Source organism: Enterococcus sp. DIV1083b (assembly GCF_051713705.1).
Lineage (GTDB): Bacteria > Bacillota > Bacilli > Lactobacillales > Enterococcaceae > Enterococcus_D > Enterococcus_D casseliflavus.
The window spans coordinates 70,454-89,892 of the sequence record NZ_JBIOQJ010000002.1; the positions used below are offsets into that span (position 1 = coordinate 70,454).

The window sequence follows — 19,439 nt, forward strand, 5'->3', positions numbered from 1 at the left end:
AAAACCTCTTTCTTATTTTTTGTTTTTTTGCTTACCAATTATTACAAATCCATTTCATCTCATCTTTTCACTCCCCTTTATTTAGAAATATATATATAAAAAAGGGCACACCTATAGAACAGAATTAACTGTCCCACAGGTATGCCCTTATTATTTACATACTCTGCTGCCGCAAAAATTGCAGCCCGGCTGCATGGACCTTTTATATGTCCACCGCCTGTTCAGATCACAATGAATATAACCAACAAACAAAATCTGTTATATTCCAAAGCTTTCATTATTTAGTTTTAATATGCTTCATTGATTCTCATGTGACTATTATAACAAATTTTTTTTGAATTTCAAATCGCTTTTCCATTATTTGAACAGGGTAGAATAGCAATCGCAGCCATAAGCTTTGTGGCGGATCGAAGTCTAGGAAATGTATGCTTCCTTAGTTAGTTCATAAAGTTTTATTTCCACTTTTTTAAATAATTTTTGATATTCTTCTCCCATTTTTTGGTAAATTTCTAATAATTGCATCAATTCTTTTTTTTTAATAAATCACCCATGTGTTCACTCCTGTTCTCCCTCTGTTGTTTTGAATATTCATAATACTTTAAAGGGTTCTGTTGCAAAGTTTTCTGATAAACTGATTTTAAGGTAAAATGAATGGAAAAGATAGCTTGGAGGAATCAAGATAGATCATTTTAAAGGCAAGCAATTTCAGCAGGATGTGATTATTGTAGCCGTGGGCTACTATCTTCGTTATAACCTTAGCTATCGTGAAGTTCAAGAAATCTTATATGATCGTGGCATTAACGTTTCTCATACGACGATTTATCGTTGGGTGCAAGAATATGGCAAACTACTCTATCAAATTTGGAAAAAGAAAAATAAAAAATCCTTTTATTCATGGAAAATGGATGAAACGTACATCAAAATTAAAGGAAAATGGCATTATTTGTATCGAGCCATCGATGCAGATGGTTTAACCTTGGATATTTGGTTACGTAAAAAACGGGACACACAAGCAGCCTATGCTTTTCTTAAGCGGTTAGTGAAGCAGTTTGATGAACCGAAGGTTGTAGTCACAGATAAAGCCCCCTCTATTACAAGTGCCTTTAAGAAACTAAAAGAATACGGCTTTTATCAAGGGACAGAACATCGTACCATTAAATACCTGAATAATTTGATTGAACAAGACCATCGTCCAGTAAAGAGACGCAATAAATTCTATCGAAGTTTACGCACTGCCTCTACCACGATTAAAGGCATGGAAGCCATCCGAGGATTATATAAGAAAACCCGAAAAGAAGGCACTCTCTTCGGGTTTTCGGTCTGTACTGAAATCAAGATATTATTGGGAATCCCAGCTTAAATCATAGATACCGTAAGGGATTTTATTCTTTATTTAAAACTTTGCAACAGAACCGTTCGTCGAAAGTTCTCATTGGTTGAGGATAGGCATGTTCAAAACAATCAGTCCGATATCCTTTTAATCCAGTTGCTGCACTATATAAAAAATTTCATCATAGTTTCGCCCTAGTCGTTCCAAAGATTCGATGACAAAAATATCCTTCTTCCTTAAAAAATGAAGTTCTTTTTGCAATTATTCTCGTGAGGTCTTCTTTTAACTACATAAAATTGTAACCACTGGTTTTAAGAGTAGTGTATCATCCCAAATCATATAATTAATTGACTGCGATTGTTATAAAACTCACGGTAAGCCATATAACTAGCAATAAACGAAGAAATCGCAGTAACTGAAATCAACATAAACATCACAACAATTTGGTAACGAATCGCTTGAACAGGATCAATTCCCGCAAAAACCAACCCTGACATCATACCTGGTAGGCTGACAAGTCCAACCGTTTTTGTTTGGTCAATTGAAGGAGCCATGCCCGTTTTGACGCTTTCTCTTACAATACTCATGGACGCTTGTTTTTTATTGGCTCCCAATGCCAATTTTTCCAATACCTGTTGGCGTTGGTCCGTAAATTTTGAATTCAAAGACCGATAGGTCACTCCAATCGCAGTCATGGCGTTGCTGGCAATCATGCCTGTAATTGGAACGATTTGGGAAGGGGACCAGTCAATGACTCCTGAAAAAACAAGAATGAGTAAGGACAAGGCTGTTCCTACTCCAATAGCCGTCGTTGAAATTTTAAAAGAGCGGTTGATCCCCTCACTGCGTGTATGGGCGTTATAAGAAGCGTTGAACACAATGAACAAAACCATCGCTAAAGTGAGAAAGTTGTTATCCACTCGTAATACGTAGCTCAATACATATCCAATAAGGAATAATTGAACGACAGCGCGAATTCCCGCAATAAAAATGTCGTTTCCTAATCCCAATTTCTCTTTGTAATCAATCAACAAGGCAACTATCAAGAGGACAGAGGATAAAAGCAAAGAAAGATTACTGATTTCCAAATTGTTTGTCATTTCGATTCCTCCATTTTTCCACCTTTGATAGTAATCAGACGAGAAGCTTGGTCGATTTCTTCCTGGTTGTGAGTGACGGCCAACACCGTAGTTTGTTGGTCTTTCATCATGTCTCGGACTAAATCAAGGACAATCGCTCTGTTTTCTTGGTCCAATGAACTGGTAACTTCATCCAGGAGCAACACTTTCGGTTGATACATCAAATTTCGGACCAATGCAACCCGTTGTTTTTCCCCTCCTGATAGTTCCTTGACCTCTTTCGATAAGTAAGTTTCAGGTATTTGAACTCGTTCTAACAATTTTTTTGCACGTTCCCGATCAAATCCTTCTTCTCTTATGCGGGCAGGAAAAGACAAGTTCTCTTGAACTGTCTCATCGAATAGAGAAGCGTTTTGAAAGAAATAAGAGACTTCTTTTCTATACTCCACAGGATCGATTTTTTGCAGATCCGTACCTCGATAATAAATTTTTCCGGAAGTTGGGGAAAGCAGCGTACCAATTAATTTCAAAAGGGTACTTTTTCCACTTCCAGAAGGACCAGAAAAAACAATCACTTCCCCTTTGTTTGCTGTAAAAGAGATATCTTGAAGGATTTGGTTTCCGTTTGCCTGAAAACCAACCTTCTCTAATTGAAACAATGAATCACTCATACCACATCTCTCCTTTATAAAAAAGCCCTGCACCAGTGGACCATCCATACGGGTGCAGGGCTTTTGTTTCATCCTAGTGTACCTCAGTGTTCGTTTGGATCGTTTTTGGCGTCTTCATGAGTAGGGTGAACCGTTCCTTCAAGGTGATCTGGACCAGCATAAATGGTATACAGTCTGAGCGGCTTATCACCGGTGTTTTCGATGTTGTGCCACATGTCCGCCGGAACAAATACGGCGTCATCATCCATCACTTTTTGTTGAACATGTAAGTTATCTTTAGAAGGCCCCATTTTACACACGCCTTCTCCTTCTTCAATACGGATAAATTGGTCAATGCCTTCGTGCACTTCCAAACCGATGTCATCGCCCGGTTGAATGGACATTACGGTGACTTGCAGTTTACTGCCTGTCCAAATGGTCGTCCGGTAATTATCATTTCCTGTGGTGGCGTCTTCAATATTAATGATATACGGCTTCTTCCCATGATCCTTGTAGTCTATTTCCATCTTCCATTCCTCCTAGTCTTTGTACTGAAACAATGATACCTACTTCTTATTTATAATAATTCTAATTAATGGTACCACATCTAAAATTCTATGCAAAAAAATTGGCTTTTTGGAGAGCGATTCTAAACAAAGACCATATAATGCGCAATTACAATTGGTACCCCTTAATCCTCAGCACATAAAGGAAAAAATATGGAATCAAAAAATAACCGATATGTACTCTGGTTATGACTTGAATCAGGGAGAATTTCAGAGACGACACATCATACTTTTTTAGTTTGCACTTGTAAACTAACTAGCGTACATTAAGTTTATGCTCACTATCAAGCGTTGTCAATCCTTTAGACTCTTATCAATTTCGAAAGAAAGTAGCAAGGTTATTGATTGTGACTGTAAAAGTGGGGTGTTCCTATAAGCACATTAAACTATCTTCTCTAATTTATCATGCTATTTAAATTCTGTTTTTTCATGAGAATTTTTGTCCAAAACTTGTTAAAATGATTTTAAAAAATACTTACATACACAATCCCCAAAAAACACTAATATCATTTCAGTCAAAAAAGATACCGCAGAAAATTTCCACCTGAGATTCGATACGATATTACTCTCTTGACAGCCAGCTTAATTCCTTAGTTGAATAGATTATTAAAGTGCACAAAAAACAATGCGGCGTTTGTTATATTTTCTGGTATAAGCGACGGTGCTATAAACTTTTTTGCAGATTAAAAATCATATGAATTTAACTCCAGTAATAAGAGATTAAGTGCCAATGCATAAATGGAGGCATGTCCAGCACTATGCGAATGCTAAAACATCAATAGTACAGGAAATCATGAAAAGAGTGAATAGTAATAATGCTTAAGGAGAGTGTCATGTTTTCTTGGTTTGTTATAGGAGGTTATATCAATGAAAAATACAGTAGATAATTTGTCGAAAAGTAAAGTTATTTTAATGTGCGGCCCTGCGGGAGCAGGTAAATCAACACTAGCAAAAAAATTTGAAAGTACCGGGATGACAATACTATCTTATGATGAAGAATCATTCAAACGAGGTTTGAATGAACATCCTTTACCTCAGGAGGTTTTAGAAGATATTAAAACCTATCTTGATGAAAAACTAATTTCACTTATCATGCAAAACATTGATATTGTTCTCGATTATTCATTTTGGTCTAGAGAAATGAGAAATGAATATATTTCATTATTAAAGAAATACGACATAGAACCCAAAATCTATTATATAAAGACACCTAAGGAAGTTGTTATGGAACGTATTCGAAAAAGAAACGGAAATCATCAAAATGATATCATATTGACGGAGCAAACAGCTTCCACTTATTATGATCATTTTCAACCCCCAACTGATGAAGAAGGTGAAGTTATAGTAGTCGAGGGATATTAATATTGTGGTTTTAGGCATGGAAATTGTACTAGATGATAAGTTTTGTCAAATTTTTTGAAAGATATACTTCCAACAAGGGGATACCAGCTTCAGGTGATATCATTATTGTCATCTCAGAGCAGGGGGTAGTATTGATTCAGCCGGAAGAATAAGTGGCGATGCAATGAAGACGATGAATGCATTATTGAAATTACAGGAAAAAAACTTACTGAAATACGTTATGTTTATTCTTTTGACAACTCTACTCAATCATGATTATGCAATTAGACACGTTATTTTTTATCATGAATGGATATGTTCCCGTCTACCGATGGTGCTAAAAACGCAGTGAATATGTTTCCGAGAACGAACATACTCAAATGACATTCATTCTGTCCTCTCAAGCCACATCGAGTTGGTGGGATTGATAACAAGGGTGGAAAAGTAGAGGCTGGAAATGGCTTGATATAGCGGTATTTTGAGGATTTTGGAGAGTTGAGATTATTTCTTCTTCCATTTCTAAATCCAATGTTACTTGTTCTGATTCTGGTTCTGTTGGCTCATTTGGGATTAAATCCACTACTAGCGTTGAGTTAGTTAACTTTGCAATTTGTTCTAGTGTTTTTATGGTTGGATCTGATTTTCCTGATTCTATTCGTGAATAATTTGATCTACTCATTTCTAATTCTTGGGAGAATTTTTCTTTTGATTTGGTACCTCTCATCTTTTTTAAGTTTTCTCTAAATGCTAGTTCCAAGTTTCTCCCCCCTGTTTATGTAAATATTTTGCACGTTTTCCATTTAATTATATCGTTACACCTTGTAAATCACTTGTGATTAGTGATTTTAGCTTTTATCTTAATTTATCAACTGTTTAGAATATTAAGTATGCTATACTAATTAACGGCAACTTGCCCCGTAAGGGGGTGCTATTCATGGAACAAATTATCTCGTTAGTTATCGCACCACTTTTAGTGGGTCTAATAATCACATTAGTTGATCATTGGTTAGATGATTAGACGATAGCAAGCAAGTTGCTGTCTAACTCACACGCTTGTATTCGCAACAAGTGCAAAGAAAAGCCCGACCTACTCGCAATAGGTTGGGCTTTTGTGCTATTCATTAGAACTTATCTCGTTTCGCACATTCATTATAGCATGATTTCAAAATGAAGCCAAGTTGCTGATTCTATCTGTTGTTATTGGTGTTGCCTAGAACGATTCTAAGCACATGTTTAATTTTAAAGTGGGCAATTTTATCTTTAAAATGTCCTACAATGATTCAATAAAAGCATGGCTGCTAGTGAAACTTGCGACCATGCTTTTAAATTTACTTAAATTCTCTTTTTAAAAATGATTCCTGATCCTAATACCATTAATGAACCTAGGACAGACAATGCAATATTTGCTGTTTCACCTGTTTTTGGTAAAACTTTCATTTTTCCGTCTAAACCTTTAACTGTAACTGTTCCGTCTTTTTGAACGTCTGCTCCAATTTCTTTAGCTTCAACTTTTTTTGTTGTTCCTATATTCAAAAATCATTTGACGATTAATTATTTTTTAGGTAGCGTATGTTTCAATAAACCAATTGAGTCTATCGTTAATAAGCTAAATAATCAGCGGTTCTGTTGCAAAGTTTTAAATCTACTATCAAATAAGGTAGAATAATAGAAAAAGATAGCAGGAGGAATGACGATGAATCCTTTTAAAGGAAAGCAATTTCAGCAGGATGTGATTATTGTAGCCGTGGGCTACTATCTTCGTTATAACCTTAGCTATCGTGAAGTTCAAGAAATCTTATATGATCGTGGCATTAACGTTTCTCATACGACGATTTATCGTTGGGTGCAAGAATATGGCAAACTACTCTATCAAATTTGGAAAAAGAAAAATAAAAAATCCTTTTATTCATGGAAAATGGATGAAACGTACATCAAAATTAAAGGAAAATGGCATTATTTGTATCGAGCCATCGATGCAGATGGTTTAACCTTGGATATTTGGTTACGTAAAAAACGGGACACACAAGCAGCCTATGCTTTTCTTAAGCGGTTAGTGAAGCAGTTTGATGAACCGAAGGTTGTAGTCACAGATAAAGCCCCCTCTATTACAAGTGCCTTTAAGAAACTAAAAGAATACGGCTTTTATCAAGGGACAGAACATCGTACCATTAAATACCTGAATAATTTGATTGAACAAGACCATCGTCCAGTAAAGAGACGCAATAAATTCTATCGAAGTTTACGCACTGCCTCTACCACGATTAAAGGCATGGAAGACATTCTAGGATTATATAAGAAAACCCGAAAAGAAGGCACTCTCTTCGGGTTTTCGGTCTGTACTGAAATCAAGGTATTATTGGGAATCCCAGCTTAAATCATAGATACCGTAAGGGATTTTATTCTTTATTTAAAACTTTGCAACAGAACCGCTTAGATCAATGCCTTCCACAATGGTTTTGTAAGAAGCTGACGTTTTTAAATAAATACAAATTAGGGATTCAATATGCTTTAAAACCCAGGTATAGTAATGGTGCATTGGAAAGAACAAATAATAAGATAAAAGTGATAAAACGAGTAGCCTACGGCTATCGAAATTTCCACAACTTTCGAGCAAGAATTTATCTCATTCAAGGCTTGATCTTCCAAGTAAAACAAAAACCAGTTAAGCACTCTGCCTAACTGGTTATGACTAAATTTTCAGTTGTCTCTCTACCAGCACTAAATGTCGAAGAGCCAAAAATCTGAGCCAGAATGAGGTTCGTTCTGACCCAGATTTGATTTTGCACAACTCATCAGTCCTTATTAACAAAGAGCTCATATTCCTCATGTTGAGAATACGAAGGCCATGTACCAGCTTATTGGTTTAGTATATAAAATTACTCATTATTTTCGTCATATTCCATCTCATCTTCAGTTACCCACATATGATTCTTAACTTCTTCTTGACCATCGGTTGGAGTGTAATTAACAACGTAAACAGTTCCTGTAATAGATTTATCTACTTTTGCTTCAGCTCCCATCATCCCATCCATGTGATCGGCATTCAAGATAACAGTATCGCCCTCATTTGCTACAGTCTCAGTATCTTTTAACTCTTCTTGTACTACCCATCGATGATTGTTAACCATTGGTCCCCCAGTTTTTGGCTCATAGCTTACTTCATACATTGTAGTATCAAAGGCCCCTACAACTTGAGCATTTGCACCTTTCATCCCTTCCATATGATCGCCTAGCAGTATAACATTACTTCCCACCGGGAATTTAGGGTTTGCAGCATCTTTCATTGAAGAAGGAACCATACCTTCGTGATTCATTCCCTCCATACTATTCATTTCACTAGACGCTGTAGAAGTCGATTCCTCGTTTGTGCTTTTAGAATTATTCGATTCACTTTGATTGCTACACGCTCCTAAAAATACAATAATTCCAAGACTTGCAAATACTAATTTTGTCATCTTTTTCACTGTCTTCATCCTCCTTTAATTAATCACATTTAGGTCATCTCATAAATTTGTAATCCAAAAACTTCTTTTTTAATTGTAGCTATTGATAAGTCCTTCTTAGAAAAGATTACTACAGAATTTGATAAGATATCTAAATGAACTTTTTCGACACTATCTATCGAAATCAGTTGAAAAAATATTTTTTTTGCCCAACATTCACATACTAGTTTAGCAATTTTTATCTGTTTTTGAAACAAATAACTCTCCTCCTTTATTGAAATGGTAACTTTATAACAAATTTAGTTCCTAGACCTAATTTACTTTTTACAGTTATACTACCTTTATGCGCTTCAATAACGCTCTTTACAATAGCTAATCCGATACCTTGCCCCCCTAAAGCTCTACTTCTGGAGGGGTCAGCCATATAAAATCTATCAAAAATATGAAGTTGCTGATCTTTTTCTATACCAATGCCGTTGTCTTCAACAATTAAAAGAACATGGTCTTTATTTTTACTTATAGAAAACTTAATGGTTCCATCCTTTTGCGTAAATTTAATAGCATTACTCAAAAGATTGATAACAACTTGGTTCATTTTATCTTTATCTGCAAATATATTGATGTTATCCCCTTGGATTTCAACATGAAGGTTTTTTGACTCAAATTTGCTGGAGAAATTTTCAATAACGGATTCGATCAACTTATATATGCTAAACTCAGTTTTATTTAAATGATCATACTTTGCTTCAATTTTGTTGATTACTTCTATATTTCCAATTAAACGAGTTAGACGATCTATTTCATCATAACAAGATTGTAGGCGCTCGGGAGTTATTTTCCAGACTCCGTCAATCATTCCTTCCACATTGCCTTTGAGGGTAGCTAATGGAGTTCTTAATTCATGTGAAATATCAGTAGTTAATCTTTTTCGAAGTCCATGCTGTTTCTCCAACTGATTACTTAAATCATTTAGGGAATCAATCAAGGAATTAATTTCAATAATTGAAGTTTCTTGTGGGATTTTATCAGCATATTCCCCACGGGTTAATTTATGTGTAAAGTCGCTTACATGCTTTAGTGGTAATCCTAATCTAGCAGAGATCCACGAAGCAAGTATAAATGATACAAGAAGAGCTGCAATAGCAACATACATTAAACTTTGTTTCATACTGGAGATAAACAAGGCATCGTGCTCTGTATAAGCAAAAGGTCCGAAATAATAAAACGTTACTTTTCCAAACTCGTTTCCATCATTAATTAACTTCTTTTTCGCTTCTATTGTTTCGTCTAGTTTCACACTTTTTTTCTCAGAAACTTTCAAGGCATTTTTTTTCAGTTTGTCCTGTGCTGACTTCAAATTTTTTCCTTTAAGTTCCCAAACCATGTTGCCTTGTTCGTCTTCTATAGAAAAATAAATATTATTTTCTAATGCTTTCTCAGATAGTGCTGCAAGTTCCTCGCTGTTCCATGTTTCTCCACTATTTAACCACAATAAATCAATTGTATATACATACTGATTCAACAAATCTTCTTGTCGCTCTTCTACGTATTTACTAAAATGATTGTTCGTCAAACTTAATGCGACTAAACTAATCGATCCTATTATTAATGTTGCGATTGCTAAAAAGGAAAGAACTAATTGAGTTTTTATCGTTCTTTTTCTCATTAGTGGCCACCAAATCTATATCCTGTACCATGGACTGTCAAAATATACATAGGTGATTTAGCATCATTCTCAATTTTATGTCTTAAGTTTTTTATATGAGAATCGATGCTCCTATCTAGTCCATCAAATTCTATTCCCTTAACTTTCTCTATCAAATCACTACGAGAAAAGACTTTATTAGGTGTGGATATTAGGGCGTGTAGAATATCAAATTCAGTTGTTGTGAGGTTTAATTCCACTTGATGTAGATAAACTTGGCGACTTTCAGGATATACTATCAATTCCCCATTACTTGAAGAAAGCTTATTAGGATTTGATAAGGTCTCAGTTCTGCGCAATACAGTTTGTATTCTCGCAACTAATTCTTTGGGACTAAATGGTTTAATCATATAGTCATCGGCACCTAACTTGAGACCAGTAAGAATATCATCCTCATCAGACTTAGCTGTTAACATTATAATTGGTACATTTGATACTTCTCTGATTTTTCTACACACAGTCAATCCATCAGTATCCGGAAGCATTAAATCTAACACAACTAAATCAGGATTATTTTTCTCGAACTTTTCCAATGCCATTGCACCACTTATTGCTTTATAAACTGAATAATGATTAGCAACTAGATAGGCATCAATAATTTCCAAAATTTTTTCTTCATCGTCCACAATAAGAATTTTCATAGACAATCATCCTTCTTAAATTATTTTCTATTTAATTTCCATTTGTCCCATCATGCCATACTCTTCATGTTCTAATATATGACAATGATACATGAAAATACCCTTATGGTCGAATTTCACAAGAAGTTCTACTGTTTCATCCGGATTTACCAGCACAGTATCTTTCCATCCCTGCTCGTTTAGTGCGGGCTGATTTCCGTCTCTAGATAAAATTTGAAACTGAACACCATGGATATGGAACGGATGAATCATTCCTCCCATCATACTATTAGTATTGTTAACTTCCCAAATCTCTTGAGTATCTAGTTTTTTAAATAAATCTATTCTTTCCATATCAAACTGCTTATTGTTGATGTTTACCATGTGAGACATTCCTCTTAAATTAATACTTTGTCTTGCTAAATCTTCCAATTTCTTTTCATCTAAAGTACTAATAGTATTTAGACTATCAGAGGGAGTAAACTCTTTGTTTTCTATCGTATTCTCAATTCTCATTGTCAAGGCAACCAAATTATTTGCTAGTAAATGAATTACCTCACCTTTTTTATAATTCTGAGTATCCACTAATATTTCTGCCCTTTCCCCGGGGGCTAAAAGTAGTTTACTAAGTTTAACAGAAGTATTCAGAAAACCACCATCTGTAGCAATTTGGTAGAATGATTCATCTTTATCCAAAGTAAAAGTGAAGTTTCTTGAATTAGATCCATTAACAATTCTATACCTCATCCATCGGTTTTTTATCTCAATATATGGATTGATAGTGCCATTAGTAAGCAACGTCTCCCCTTTTGTTCCATCAGAGTTAAAATCATTTTCATAGTTAATTTGATTAGTGGAGCTGAAAGATTTATCTTGCACAATCAAGGGAATGTCGTCGACACCATATTTGGAAGGTAAATCTAATGATTTTGAGTTGTCATCATCAATATACATCAAACCTGCTAAACCCTTATAAACTTGAGATGCTGTTTCTCCTTCCGGATGGGGATGAAACCAGAGTGTAGAAGCTTCTTGATCAACCTCGAATGTTACACTTTTTTTCTGTCCTGCTTCTATAATCTGATGTGGACCTCCATCTGCATCAGAAGCTACTTTCAAACCGTGCCAATGAAAAGATGTGCTAGCATCAAGATTATTGGTTGTATTGATAGTAACTTTTTGACCTTTTTTCAGTCTAATAACTGGTCCTAAAAAATCCCCGTTATAGCCTAATGTTTCAGTTTTTTCTCCATCCATTATTTGAACTTCTCCGTTTTGAGCAACTATATCATATATCACATTTTCTTTGCTTTTTGAAGATGGTTCAAGAACAGGGGGAATCAATAGTTGTCTCTCCGTTTGGTGTACTACCTTCAAATCAGCTTCTTGATTATCCCCCATCATATTGGACATTCTACTTGAGATTTGTCGTTGTTCTTCTTGAAAGACAACTTCAGCATGCTCCTCCTTGTTCTGCTGTTGAATCAATATGAAAACACCGCCTAGGGTCAACATTGATATTGTTGCTGCTAACCAAATATATTTATTATTCTTCAACCCATCATCTCCCATATCTATTATGTAGTTACCATAAAAAAAATATGTGGAGATTTTGTGTTGATTCCCCCACATATACTTATACTTATATAGATATATCCCTAGTTACAGTATACTTTGTATTTTTTAGTAGTTGATTTAAGAATGTTAAAGTTAATTTTGAATCAGCATCGAAAGTAACTGTACCTCTAGCCAAATCAACTATTTTTACACTGACTGTTGGCTCTGCTTCCAAAGCATTTCTTACTTTTGATGCACACCTTGAGCAATTCATTCCGTCAATAACCACTATTTGCAAATATTTCATCATAAAATTCCTTCTTTCTTAAAAAAGTCGCCTATATTGGATTTACTAATCTAATCAATCTTTTAAGAATTGTCTTACAAGTATCATAAGGAAAATTTATGGAGAAACCATGTATAGAGTTTGTTTTAGAGCTTTTAAATATAGGATAGATACAGATTGATTTGTTTAGTGTATGATTGCATATCATGTACATATATCGCTAAGTATCGCGCCCAAAACATAGGTTTCGAGTTTCATGAATATCCTAACAGGTAGAAGTGCTATGATGATATTCGATAAGCATCCTAATATGAAATATAAGTTTAGAACTGCTATTTTGGATAGTTCTTCCTCCTATTCAAATAAATAATTGTTCTACATAAGAATTTCACAATCCTCTCTACCCTCCTCTACTACCAAGTGAAAATCCATTTCAACTAATACCAAAAACCTACATTGGGATTCCAAAGGATTTTTGAGTTCAAAAAAACATGAAATGCCTCTCAGAAATCCGTCCATTGGATTCAACATATACTTATGCACAAAAAGCAGTGAATAAATTTAAAAAACTGGTTTTTCTATATATCTCAATTTGAAAAAAGTAGAATATAGAGGAACTTTCTTACCATAAGAATTCACATATTTAATGTGATGATTCACCAAACTTATAATGCCTTATAATTCGTATTTTTCAACAATTGATTAATAACGCTAATTGATAAATCTGTCTTTGTTGCAATAGTTACTAAACCTTCTTCGAGATTTACTTTCCTAACAGAAATTGAGGGATTCTTTTCTAATGCATACTTAATTTCTCCGGCGCATCCTAGACAAGCCATTCCACTAATAAATAAGGTCTGTAAATGTTCAGTCATAAGACAATCACCTTTCCTATTTGACTTTGAAGTTTTTTAAGCGAAGTGAATTTAAAAGTACTGTTATTGAGCTAAAACTCATAGCAACGCCTGCAATTAACGGGCTTAATAAAGGCCCCCAAAAAATGTTCAAAACACCCATCGCTATTGGAACACTTAACATGTTATAAGCAAATGCCCAGTACAAATTTGACTTTATATTCCAAATTGTTTTTTTGCTTAAATCGATCGTGGACATTAGCAATTGCAGATCGTCGTTCATCAATATTATATCCGCAGATTCCATCGCTATATCAGTACCAGAACCCATCACAAAACCTATATCCGCTTGAGCGAGGGCAAGTGCATCGTTTATCCCATTACCTACCATTGCAACCTTATGTTCTTTTGACTGCAACATTTTAACATAATGGGCCTTTTCATGAGGTAATACCTCACTAATAACGTTGGCGATCCCAACTTGATTAGCAATTGCCTGTGCAGTAAGTTTACTATCACCCGTGAGCATAACCATATTGAGGCCAAGTTTATTCAACTTCTGAATTGCTGATGCACTTGCTGGCTTTACAGTGTCTTCAATCGCAATTATTCCGAGAAATATACGATCATTTGCAATATACACTGGTGTCTTTCCTTTAGATGCTAAATTATCTGAGATTAACTTAAATTTACTAATGTCTATATTCAACTGTTTAAAGAATTCTTCATTTCCTAAACTTACTTCGGTACCTTTCAAAATAGCATTAATGCCCAATCCAGGGAAAGATTCGAATATACTAGGTTCAACCAAATCAATCCCCACGATTTCGTCTTCTTTTACAATTGCCTCCCCAAGTGGATGCTCGGTTGCTTTTTCAGCAGAGGCCGCTAAAAACAAGAGAAGGTTTTTATCCATATTTTCTGCAAGTATTATATCTGTTACCACAGGTTTTCCTTTTGTAATCGTACCAGTTTTATCAAATAATATTGTTTTTACGTGGTGAGTTGTTTCTAAAGCTTCACCACTTTTAATTAAAATACCATTTTCAGCGCCTTTTCTCATACCAACCATAATAGCTGTCCGTGTAGCTAAACCGAATGCACAAGGACATGCTATAACTAAAACTGAAATGAAGACTGATAATGAAAACGAAATACTTTGTCCGGATAGTGCCCAAAGTAGACTAGATCCAATCGCAACTACAATAATGATATATACAAAGTAACTTAATATGATATCAGCCAGTTTTTCGATTGGAGCTTTCAAAGATTGTGCATCATCCACTAGTTTGCTTATTTGAGCTAAAGTGGTGTCATTACCAATATGAGTTGTTTCATATCTTATTACGCCATTTTTGTTTATACTGGGTCCTATTAATCGGTCATTAGCTTTCTTTTCAACAGGAAGATTTTCACCAGTAGGCATAGATTCTTCAACTAAAGTCTTACCTCTTCTTACAATACCATCCAGGGGCAAACGTTCTCCTGGTTTTGCTATGATCAAATCTCCTACTAAAACTGATTCAATAGGAACAGTCTGTTCCTTATTATGCCTGATAGTTTTCGCTTTATTTGGGAGTCATCCTCATTAATTTTTGTAGTGCTTCAGATGTCTTATCTTTCGGTCTTATCTTTCGTCACCAACTCCAGGTATTTCTGTAGTCTGATTAGCGTTAATATCACTGCTGATGCTCCAAAGTAGAGCTCTTTTGTATAGAGATAATTTCCGAATATAATCTGTATTGTTGCAAAGGTGCCGTATAAAAAAGCAATACTTGTACCTAAAGCAATTAATGTATCCATATTCGGATGTTTTTTCATGAGTGCGGAAAATCCAGTTTTATAATAGTCTTTATTGGCCAATATAACCGGAGTGGTAAATATCAATTGCGTCAGCGAAAAAAAACTAGGGTTTGTCGTAGAATCAATTATTTCAAATAGGGGTAACTCAAGTATATTTGCACTAGCAACATATAGAACAGGAATTGTAAATAGCATTGACGTGATAAATCTTCGCCTTAGCTTCTGTTGCTCTTGTTCTTTTGTTTTATAAATTACTTGTTCCTCCTCTTCAGAAAGAGCATATAGCTGATATCCAAGAGTTTTGACAACATCACTTATTTTTGCAACCGCTGAAGGGTCAGTTGATATTACCGAGAGTTTTTCTGCTTCAAAATTTACGTAGGCATATCTGACATAAGTCATTGATTTAACAGCACTTTCAATTTTGTTAGCGCATGACACATAATTCATTCCGCTTATTCCAAATTCCTTTATCTCAGTTTTTTTTCGAATCTCAGCGTCATAACCAATATCTTGAATAGCTGTTATAACTGTATGATTAAACAAAACACCTTCATCATATTCCAATTTTAGAACCTCAGTTGTTAAGTTAACTTTAGCAAAATATACTCCATCCAACTCATTAATTTTTTTCTCTATTGTTGTTGCGCAAACTGCACAAGTCATTCCATAAAGATTATATTTTGTAATCATTAAATTCCTCCGTGTCAGAACGTTTAACCAATCCATTTAGATAGTAGCTTACTTCTGAGATACAATCTTCATCCATTCCAGAAAGTAACCTTTGTATTTCGGTTTCTAAAAATTCTTGCTTCATAATCAGTGAAGTGTAGTATCTTTGGTTATTTGAAGTGTTAAACGTGATCACATTTTTATCTAACAACCTTCTTATTAACGTTTTTGTTGTGGAGGGATGCCAACTATTACGCTATTGCATTCCATGTGTTATTAAACCACATGTTACTGGTTCATATCTCCAGATAAACTTTAAAACATCTAACTCTGAATTCGACACCTGTATTTTGTGTTCAACCAAGACCATCCCTCCTTAGGCTATTCATAAAGTACGTTCTTCTTTACTAAACAAATGATAAATTGTTGTCAAAATAGAGACACTTATAGTAACAATTAATAAAAAGCATAAAAAGAAAAATGTTTCCGGTAAAAAACTGATAATTGGATCTGTACGATAGTCAAACATCCAATCATCATTGTCAAAAAATACTTGATGAAAAAGCACAAATGCTTTATCAAAAAACAAAAGTGCTATTACACAGACTGATATTATCATCCACTTGATTAAACTAGTGATTTCTCTGACTTGATCACGCGTTACTAGTTTTTTTCTGTTTAAGTACAAAAGAACGCTGCTCGTAGAGAGAAGTAATGAGTAGTTAAGCTGGAATAAAAATTTAACATCTTTAAAATGATTTATACCGCGATCTGAGACGTATAGATTATCAAAAACCAATTCTTTTTGAAAAGGATTATTTAAATAGCCCATTAAATTTCTAAAATCTTGATTAACTTGAGATCTATTCCAGTTTTGAAAATTTATATCGCTTTGAAAGAATAAATTGATTTTGAGCAAACCAGGAAAGTTGATTGTCAATGTAATCGCGAGGGATATAGCAAAGACAAAAAATAATAGAAATAGCATGCTTTTTTTCATTAAATTAATATTTATATTAGATCACTCCTTTTAATATAATGATAAAAAATACTTGTGTAGAAAATGTGTAACAATGTATCTGTCAAAAAGTCTACATAAAATTTCCATAATAGCCTGCTATAGTCAAAATAAGTTCAATAGGAAGGAGGGAAAAATTTGAGAGAACCCTACGACAGAGTATTTATTTCGTTTGGCCCATTTACTATTTATTGGTATGCCGTTTTCATAGTGTTTGGGATCATAATCGGATATTTTGTTGCTAATAGAAGAGCAAAGCGTGCGGCATTGCCTGAGGATACAATTGTTGACCTGTTGTTATATGGATTGCCAGTTTCTATTATATCGGCCAGATTATACTATGTCCTTTTTGAATTACCTTTGTACATTGATGATCCTTTAAGTATCTTTAAAATTTGGGAAGGTGGTCTAGCAATACATGGTGGATTAATTGGTGCTGTATTGACAGGGGTTATTTATTGCAAGAAGAAAAATCTTTCTTTTTGGAATGTTGCTGACGTAGTTGCTCCCAGTATAGTAATTGGACAAATCATTGGACGATGGGGAAATTTTATGAATCAAGAGGCCTATGGAGAAATTGTAGACATAGAGTTCCTGCAATCTCTGAAACTCCCATCTTTCATAATTGATCAAATGTATATTGATGGGGCCTACCATCATCCGACTTTTTTATATGAGTCTTTATGGAATATAGGAGTACTCATTATTTTGCTTCTGGTGTCTAGAAATAGAATGTTCTTTGGGCAAATATTTTTAATTTATGTTTCACTATATTCCGTCGGGAGATTCTGGATTGAAGGATTACGGACCGACAGTTTAATGCTAACAGCAAACTTGAGAATTGCTCAAGTCCTGTCCATAGTCCTGTTAATTGGCTCTATATTAACTTACATCTATCTCAAAAAATCTAAGGAGGAAGATTTACATGGAAGCATTACTTAATTTCTTACCACTACTATTATTACTAATTTGCCCTATCTCAATGATGTTTATGCATAAAGGGCACGGACATGCTGGGCATCATCATATGCATGAAGAAGATCATTCAAAACACACTGGTTCCGAACATGATATAGCTAGTTTAAAAATCCAAACTGAGCAATTAAAAGAAGAAGTTGCTACTCTAAAGAACTTAGTTAAGGAGCGATGACAATGCAGTGGTTATTACTTTTATTATGTCCGATAATGATGATATTTATGATGAGGGGTATGCACTCAGGATCGCATAATGAAAAAGATGACGAACAATTGAAACAGGATCTTGAAAATTTAAAAGAGCAAAATGATATCTTAAGTAGTGAACTAAGCGATTTGAAATCACGGTTAAAATAAGTTAAAGGAGTGTGATTTATATTTCACACTCCTTTAAAATTCACTAAATTCATGGTTCAGAATAGAAATGGTTCTATCAAAATATTTAGTCTAACTTTACTCTTTATAAAACGAATAAGGCATGCGTGGTTTATAACCTTTCTTTATGTATTTCTGACACCAAAGAAAATGATCCATATCATTCCATCCACTCGATGCATTCCACCAGGAGTCCATAACATTCCTTGGTGTATGGACTACTCCATACACCAAGAAATTCTAGAAGTAAGATTTATTGTTTCTTTTTTAAGTGCAAATAAAACCATTATCTCCGATGAATATAAGGAAAATAGCTTTTTAGATAACATTTCTAGGTTATGAATGGATAGTAATCACTCTATCCGCAATTTTCTTCAACGAAAAGTTACTAAAATAGAAACATGAGCAGCATTAATGTGATGATTTTCTTCTTGATGTTATCAGGACATTCAATAGCAATGAGCACCATTATAAATGTGGGGACTACGTGTAAAAAAAAGAAAGATTGATTTCTAATTCTGCCAAAATGCTTATTTATACTATAATTAAACGTATTAATTTTAACTTCTTTGTCCAGAATAACTACCGAACTAGTTCACCACTTGGATAATGAGATATCGGGGCTAAAATTGTAAAATCTTTGCCAAATTTCTTCATAAAATTAGCATGTTTCTCCAAATCTGTAAACAGAATGTATCGCAAGTGATCATGCAAATTTTGATTACGCATATAATGTGGTCTATTAAATTGTGCTCGTATTTCCTCTTCACGTTGATTTGGTGATACGATATACATCATCAAATTTTCTTGATGAATCGAATACAAATCATCCATTCGATTCATCCCAGAAATTATTGATGTCGACTTTTCAACCTCAAAAGCACACACCGGTTCCCCATTTTTTGAAAACCAAATAACATCAATCAAACCAATTGTCCTACTTAACGAAATTGGTAATTGATAGATTTTTTCCGGTAACAGAGGTAAAGAAACATCTCCTAAGCGATTCCCATCTACCATTCTATTATGATCATTTGAGGCAATCCACGCATGATAACCTATCTCATTACCTAAAGTAGCTAAGATATATTGGATTTTTTGGTGTACATTTTTGGAATCTTCTTTTTCCAGCTTCTTTTTTATTAATTTCTGAGTGTTACTTTCT

The 19,439-nt window shown here is 34.4% G+C and carries 21 protein-coding genes, 4 pseudogenes and 1 riboswitch; of the genes and pseudogenes, 9 read left to right on the forward strand and 16 right to left on the reverse strand.

Going from position 1 to position 19,439, the window contains the following annotated elements; all coding sequences use genetic code 11:
* Window positions 1-126 precede the first annotated feature (126 nt).
* Window positions 127-235, reverse strand: a riboswitch (NiCo riboswitch).
* 444 nt (window positions 236-679) lie between these two features.
* Window positions 680-1,360, forward strand: coding sequence for an IS6-like element IS1216 family transposase (locus tag IGI69_RS17035; protein ID WP_162985213.1), 681 nt, complete (start codon window positions 680-682; stop codon window positions 1,358-1,360).
* A gap of 305 nt (window positions 1,361-1,665) precedes the next feature.
* Here the strand turns inward: IGI69_RS17035 and IGI69_RS17040 are convergent, their stop codons facing one another.
* From IGI69_RS17040 to IGI69_RS17050, 3 genes are all read right to left on the reverse strand, one after another.
* Complete coding sequence (locus IGI69_RS17040; protein ID WP_002337614.1) at window positions 1,666-2,430, reverse strand: ABC transporter permease; 765 nt, start codon at window positions 2,428-2,430, stop codon at window positions 1,666-1,668.
* On the reverse strand, window positions 2,427-3,080 hold the full coding sequence (locus tag IGI69_RS17045) for an ABC transporter ATP-binding protein (protein ID WP_005225216.1): 654 nt from the start codon (window positions 3,078-3,080) through the stop codon (window positions 2,427-2,429). The genes IGI69_RS17040 and IGI69_RS17045 overlap by 4 nt, the downstream gene beginning before the upstream one ends.
* Before the next feature lie 83 nt (window positions 3,081-3,163).
* A complete protein-coding gene (locus IGI69_RS17050; RefSeq protein WP_002307506.1) occupies window positions 3,164-3,586 on the reverse strand; it encodes a cupin domain-containing protein in 423 nt (140 codons plus the stop codon).
* A gap of 906 nt (window positions 3,587-4,492) precedes the next feature.
* Here IGI69_RS17050 and IGI69_RS17055 point away from each other — a divergent pair.
* Window positions 4,493-4,987 carry an AAA family ATPase gene (locus tag IGI69_RS17055; protein ID WP_002337568.1) on the forward strand — a complete coding sequence of 165 codons (495 nt, stop codon included), beginning with the start codon at window positions 4,493-4,495 and terminating at the stop codon, window positions 4,985-4,987.
* Window positions 4,988-5,366: 379 nt separating this feature from the next.
* Here IGI69_RS17055 and IGI69_RS17060 read toward each other — a convergent pair whose 3' ends face one another.
* On the reverse strand, window positions 5,367-5,723 hold the full coding sequence (locus tag IGI69_RS17060) for a helix-turn-helix transcriptional regulator (RefSeq protein ID WP_002337567.1): 357 nt from the start codon (window positions 5,721-5,723) through the stop codon (window positions 5,367-5,369).
* A gap of 177 nt (window positions 5,724-5,900) precedes the next feature.
* Between IGI69_RS17060 and IGI69_RS17065 the strand changes: the two genes are divergently transcribed.
* The gene (locus tag IGI69_RS17065; RefSeq protein ID WP_071869432.1) at window positions 5,901-5,984 is read left to right on the forward strand and encodes a type I toxin-antitoxin system Fst family toxin; all 84 of its coding nucleotides are present in this window, start codon (window positions 5,901-5,903) and stop codon (window positions 5,982-5,984) included.
* A 314-nt stretch (window positions 5,985-6,298) separates the two neighbouring features.
* Here IGI69_RS17065 and IGI69_RS17070 read toward each other — a convergent pair whose 3' ends face one another.
* On the reverse strand, window positions 6,299-6,499 hold the full coding sequence (locus tag IGI69_RS17070; protein ID WP_002337566.1) for an LPXTG cell wall anchor domain-containing protein: 201 nt from the start codon (window positions 6,497-6,499) through the stop codon (window positions 6,299-6,301).
* A 160-nt stretch (window positions 6,500-6,659) separates the two neighbouring features.
* Between IGI69_RS17070 and IGI69_RS17075 the strand changes: the two genes are divergently transcribed.
* Window positions 6,660-7,340 (forward strand): IS6-like element IS1216 family transposase, encoded by a 681-nt coding sequence (locus tag IGI69_RS17075; RefSeq protein ID WP_162985212.1) that lies wholly within the window; start codon window positions 6,660-6,662, stop codon window positions 7,338-7,340.
* Window positions 7,322-7,645, forward strand: a complete 324-nt coding sequence (locus IGI69_RS17080; protein ID WP_396000734.1) for a transposase — start codon at window positions 7,322-7,324, stop codon at window positions 7,643-7,645. The genes IGI69_RS17075 and IGI69_RS17080 overlap by 19 nt, the downstream gene beginning before the upstream one ends.
* Before the next feature lie 197 nt (window positions 7,646-7,842).
* Here IGI69_RS17080 and IGI69_RS17085 read toward each other — a convergent pair whose 3' ends face one another.
* From IGI69_RS17085 to IGI69_RS17110, 6 genes are read right to left on the reverse strand one after another with little or no spacing between them, the layout of a single operon-like run.
* On the reverse strand, window positions 7,843-8,439 hold the full coding sequence (locus IGI69_RS17085; RefSeq protein WP_002316691.1) for a YdhK family protein: 597 nt from the start codon (window positions 8,437-8,439) through the stop codon (window positions 7,843-7,845).
* Window positions 8,440-8,459: 20 nt separating this feature from the next.
* Window positions 8,460-8,666, reverse strand: coding sequence for a hypothetical protein (locus IGI69_RS17090; protein WP_002307659.1), 207 nt, complete (start codon window positions 8,664-8,666; stop codon window positions 8,460-8,462).
* A 14-nt stretch (window positions 8,667-8,680) separates the two neighbouring features.
* Window positions 8,681-10,075: a sensor histidine kinase gene (locus IGI69_RS17095; protein ID WP_002337643.1), complete on the reverse strand. Its 1,395-nt coding sequence runs from the start codon at window positions 10,073-10,075 to the stop codon at window positions 8,681-8,683.
* Entirely contained in the window at window positions 10,075-10,755 is a 681-nt protein-coding gene (locus tag IGI69_RS17100) for a response regulator transcription factor (protein WP_002294790.1), read from the reverse strand. Before IGI69_RS17100 ends, IGI69_RS17095 begins: the two co-directional genes overlap by 1 nt.
* A 27-nt stretch (window positions 10,756-10,782) precedes the next feature.
* Window positions 10,783-12,366 (reverse strand): multicopper oxidase family protein, encoded by a 1,584-nt coding sequence (locus tag IGI69_RS17105; protein WP_005237583.1) that lies wholly within the window; start codon window positions 12,364-12,366, stop codon window positions 10,783-10,785.
* A gap of 10 nt (window positions 12,367-12,376) precedes the next feature.
* A complete protein-coding gene (locus IGI69_RS17110; protein ID WP_002294786.1) occupies window positions 12,377-12,601 on the reverse strand; it encodes a heavy-metal-associated domain-containing protein in 225 nt (74 codons plus the stop codon).
* 181 nt (window positions 12,602-12,782) lie between these two features.
* Between IGI69_RS17110 and IGI69_RS17115 the strand changes: the two are divergent.
* A pseudogene (locus IGI69_RS17115) lies at window positions 12,783-12,902 on the forward strand (transposase); the annotation flags it as partial.
* 340 nt (window positions 12,903-13,242) lie between these two features.
* Here IGI69_RS17115 and IGI69_RS17120 read toward each other — a convergent pair.
* The 4 genes and pseudogenes from IGI69_RS17120 to IGI69_RS17135 all read right to left on the reverse strand — a co-directional run bounded on the left by IGI69_RS17120 (window position 13,243) and on the right by IGI69_RS17135 (window position 16,906).
* Window positions 13,243-13,452 (reverse strand): heavy-metal-associated domain-containing protein, encoded by a 210-nt coding sequence (locus tag IGI69_RS17120; protein WP_002325575.1) that lies wholly within the window; start codon window positions 13,450-13,452, stop codon window positions 13,243-13,245.
* A gap of 16 nt (window positions 13,453-13,468) precedes the next feature.
* Window positions 13,469-15,927, reverse strand: a pseudogene (locus IGI69_RS17125) (heavy metal translocating P-type ATPase).
* A pseudogene (locus tag IGI69_RS17130) lies at window positions 15,911-16,276 on the reverse strand (BlaI/MecI/CopY family transcriptional regulator). Before IGI69_RS17130 ends, IGI69_RS17125 begins: the two co-directional pseudogenes overlap by 17 nt.
* Before the next feature lie 15 nt (window positions 16,277-16,291).
* Window positions 16,292-16,906, reverse strand: coding sequence for a TIGR01906 family membrane protein (locus tag IGI69_RS17135; RefSeq protein ID WP_086269511.1), 615 nt, complete (start codon window positions 16,904-16,906; stop codon window positions 16,292-16,294).
* A gap of 156 nt (window positions 16,907-17,062) precedes the next feature.
* Between IGI69_RS17135 and lgt the strand changes: the two genes are divergently transcribed.
* The 3 genes from lgt to IGI69_RS17150 are packed head-to-tail and all read left to right on the forward strand — an operon-like array spanning window position 17,063 to window position 18,256.
* Window positions 17,063-17,866: a prolipoprotein diacylglyceryl transferase gene (gene lgt / locus IGI69_RS17140; protein ID WP_086269510.1), complete on the forward strand. Its 804-nt coding sequence runs from the start codon at window positions 17,063-17,065 to the stop codon at window positions 17,864-17,866.
* Window positions 17,850-18,074, forward strand: coding sequence for a DUF2933 domain-containing protein (locus IGI69_RS17145; RefSeq protein ID WP_002405073.1), 225 nt, complete (start codon window positions 17,850-17,852; stop codon window positions 18,072-18,074). The genes lgt and IGI69_RS17145 overlap by 17 nt, the downstream gene beginning before the upstream one ends.
* Entirely contained in the window at window positions 18,071-18,256 is a 186-nt protein-coding gene (locus IGI69_RS17150) for a DUF2933 domain-containing protein (protein WP_002307645.1), read from the forward strand. Before IGI69_RS17145 ends, IGI69_RS17150 begins: the two co-directional genes overlap by 4 nt.
* A 600-nt stretch (window positions 18,257-18,856) precedes the next feature.
* Here the strand turns inward: IGI69_RS17150 and IGI69_RS17155 are convergent.
* Window positions 18,857-19,439: pseudogene (locus tag IGI69_RS17155) on the reverse strand (type II restriction endonuclease); the annotation flags it as partial.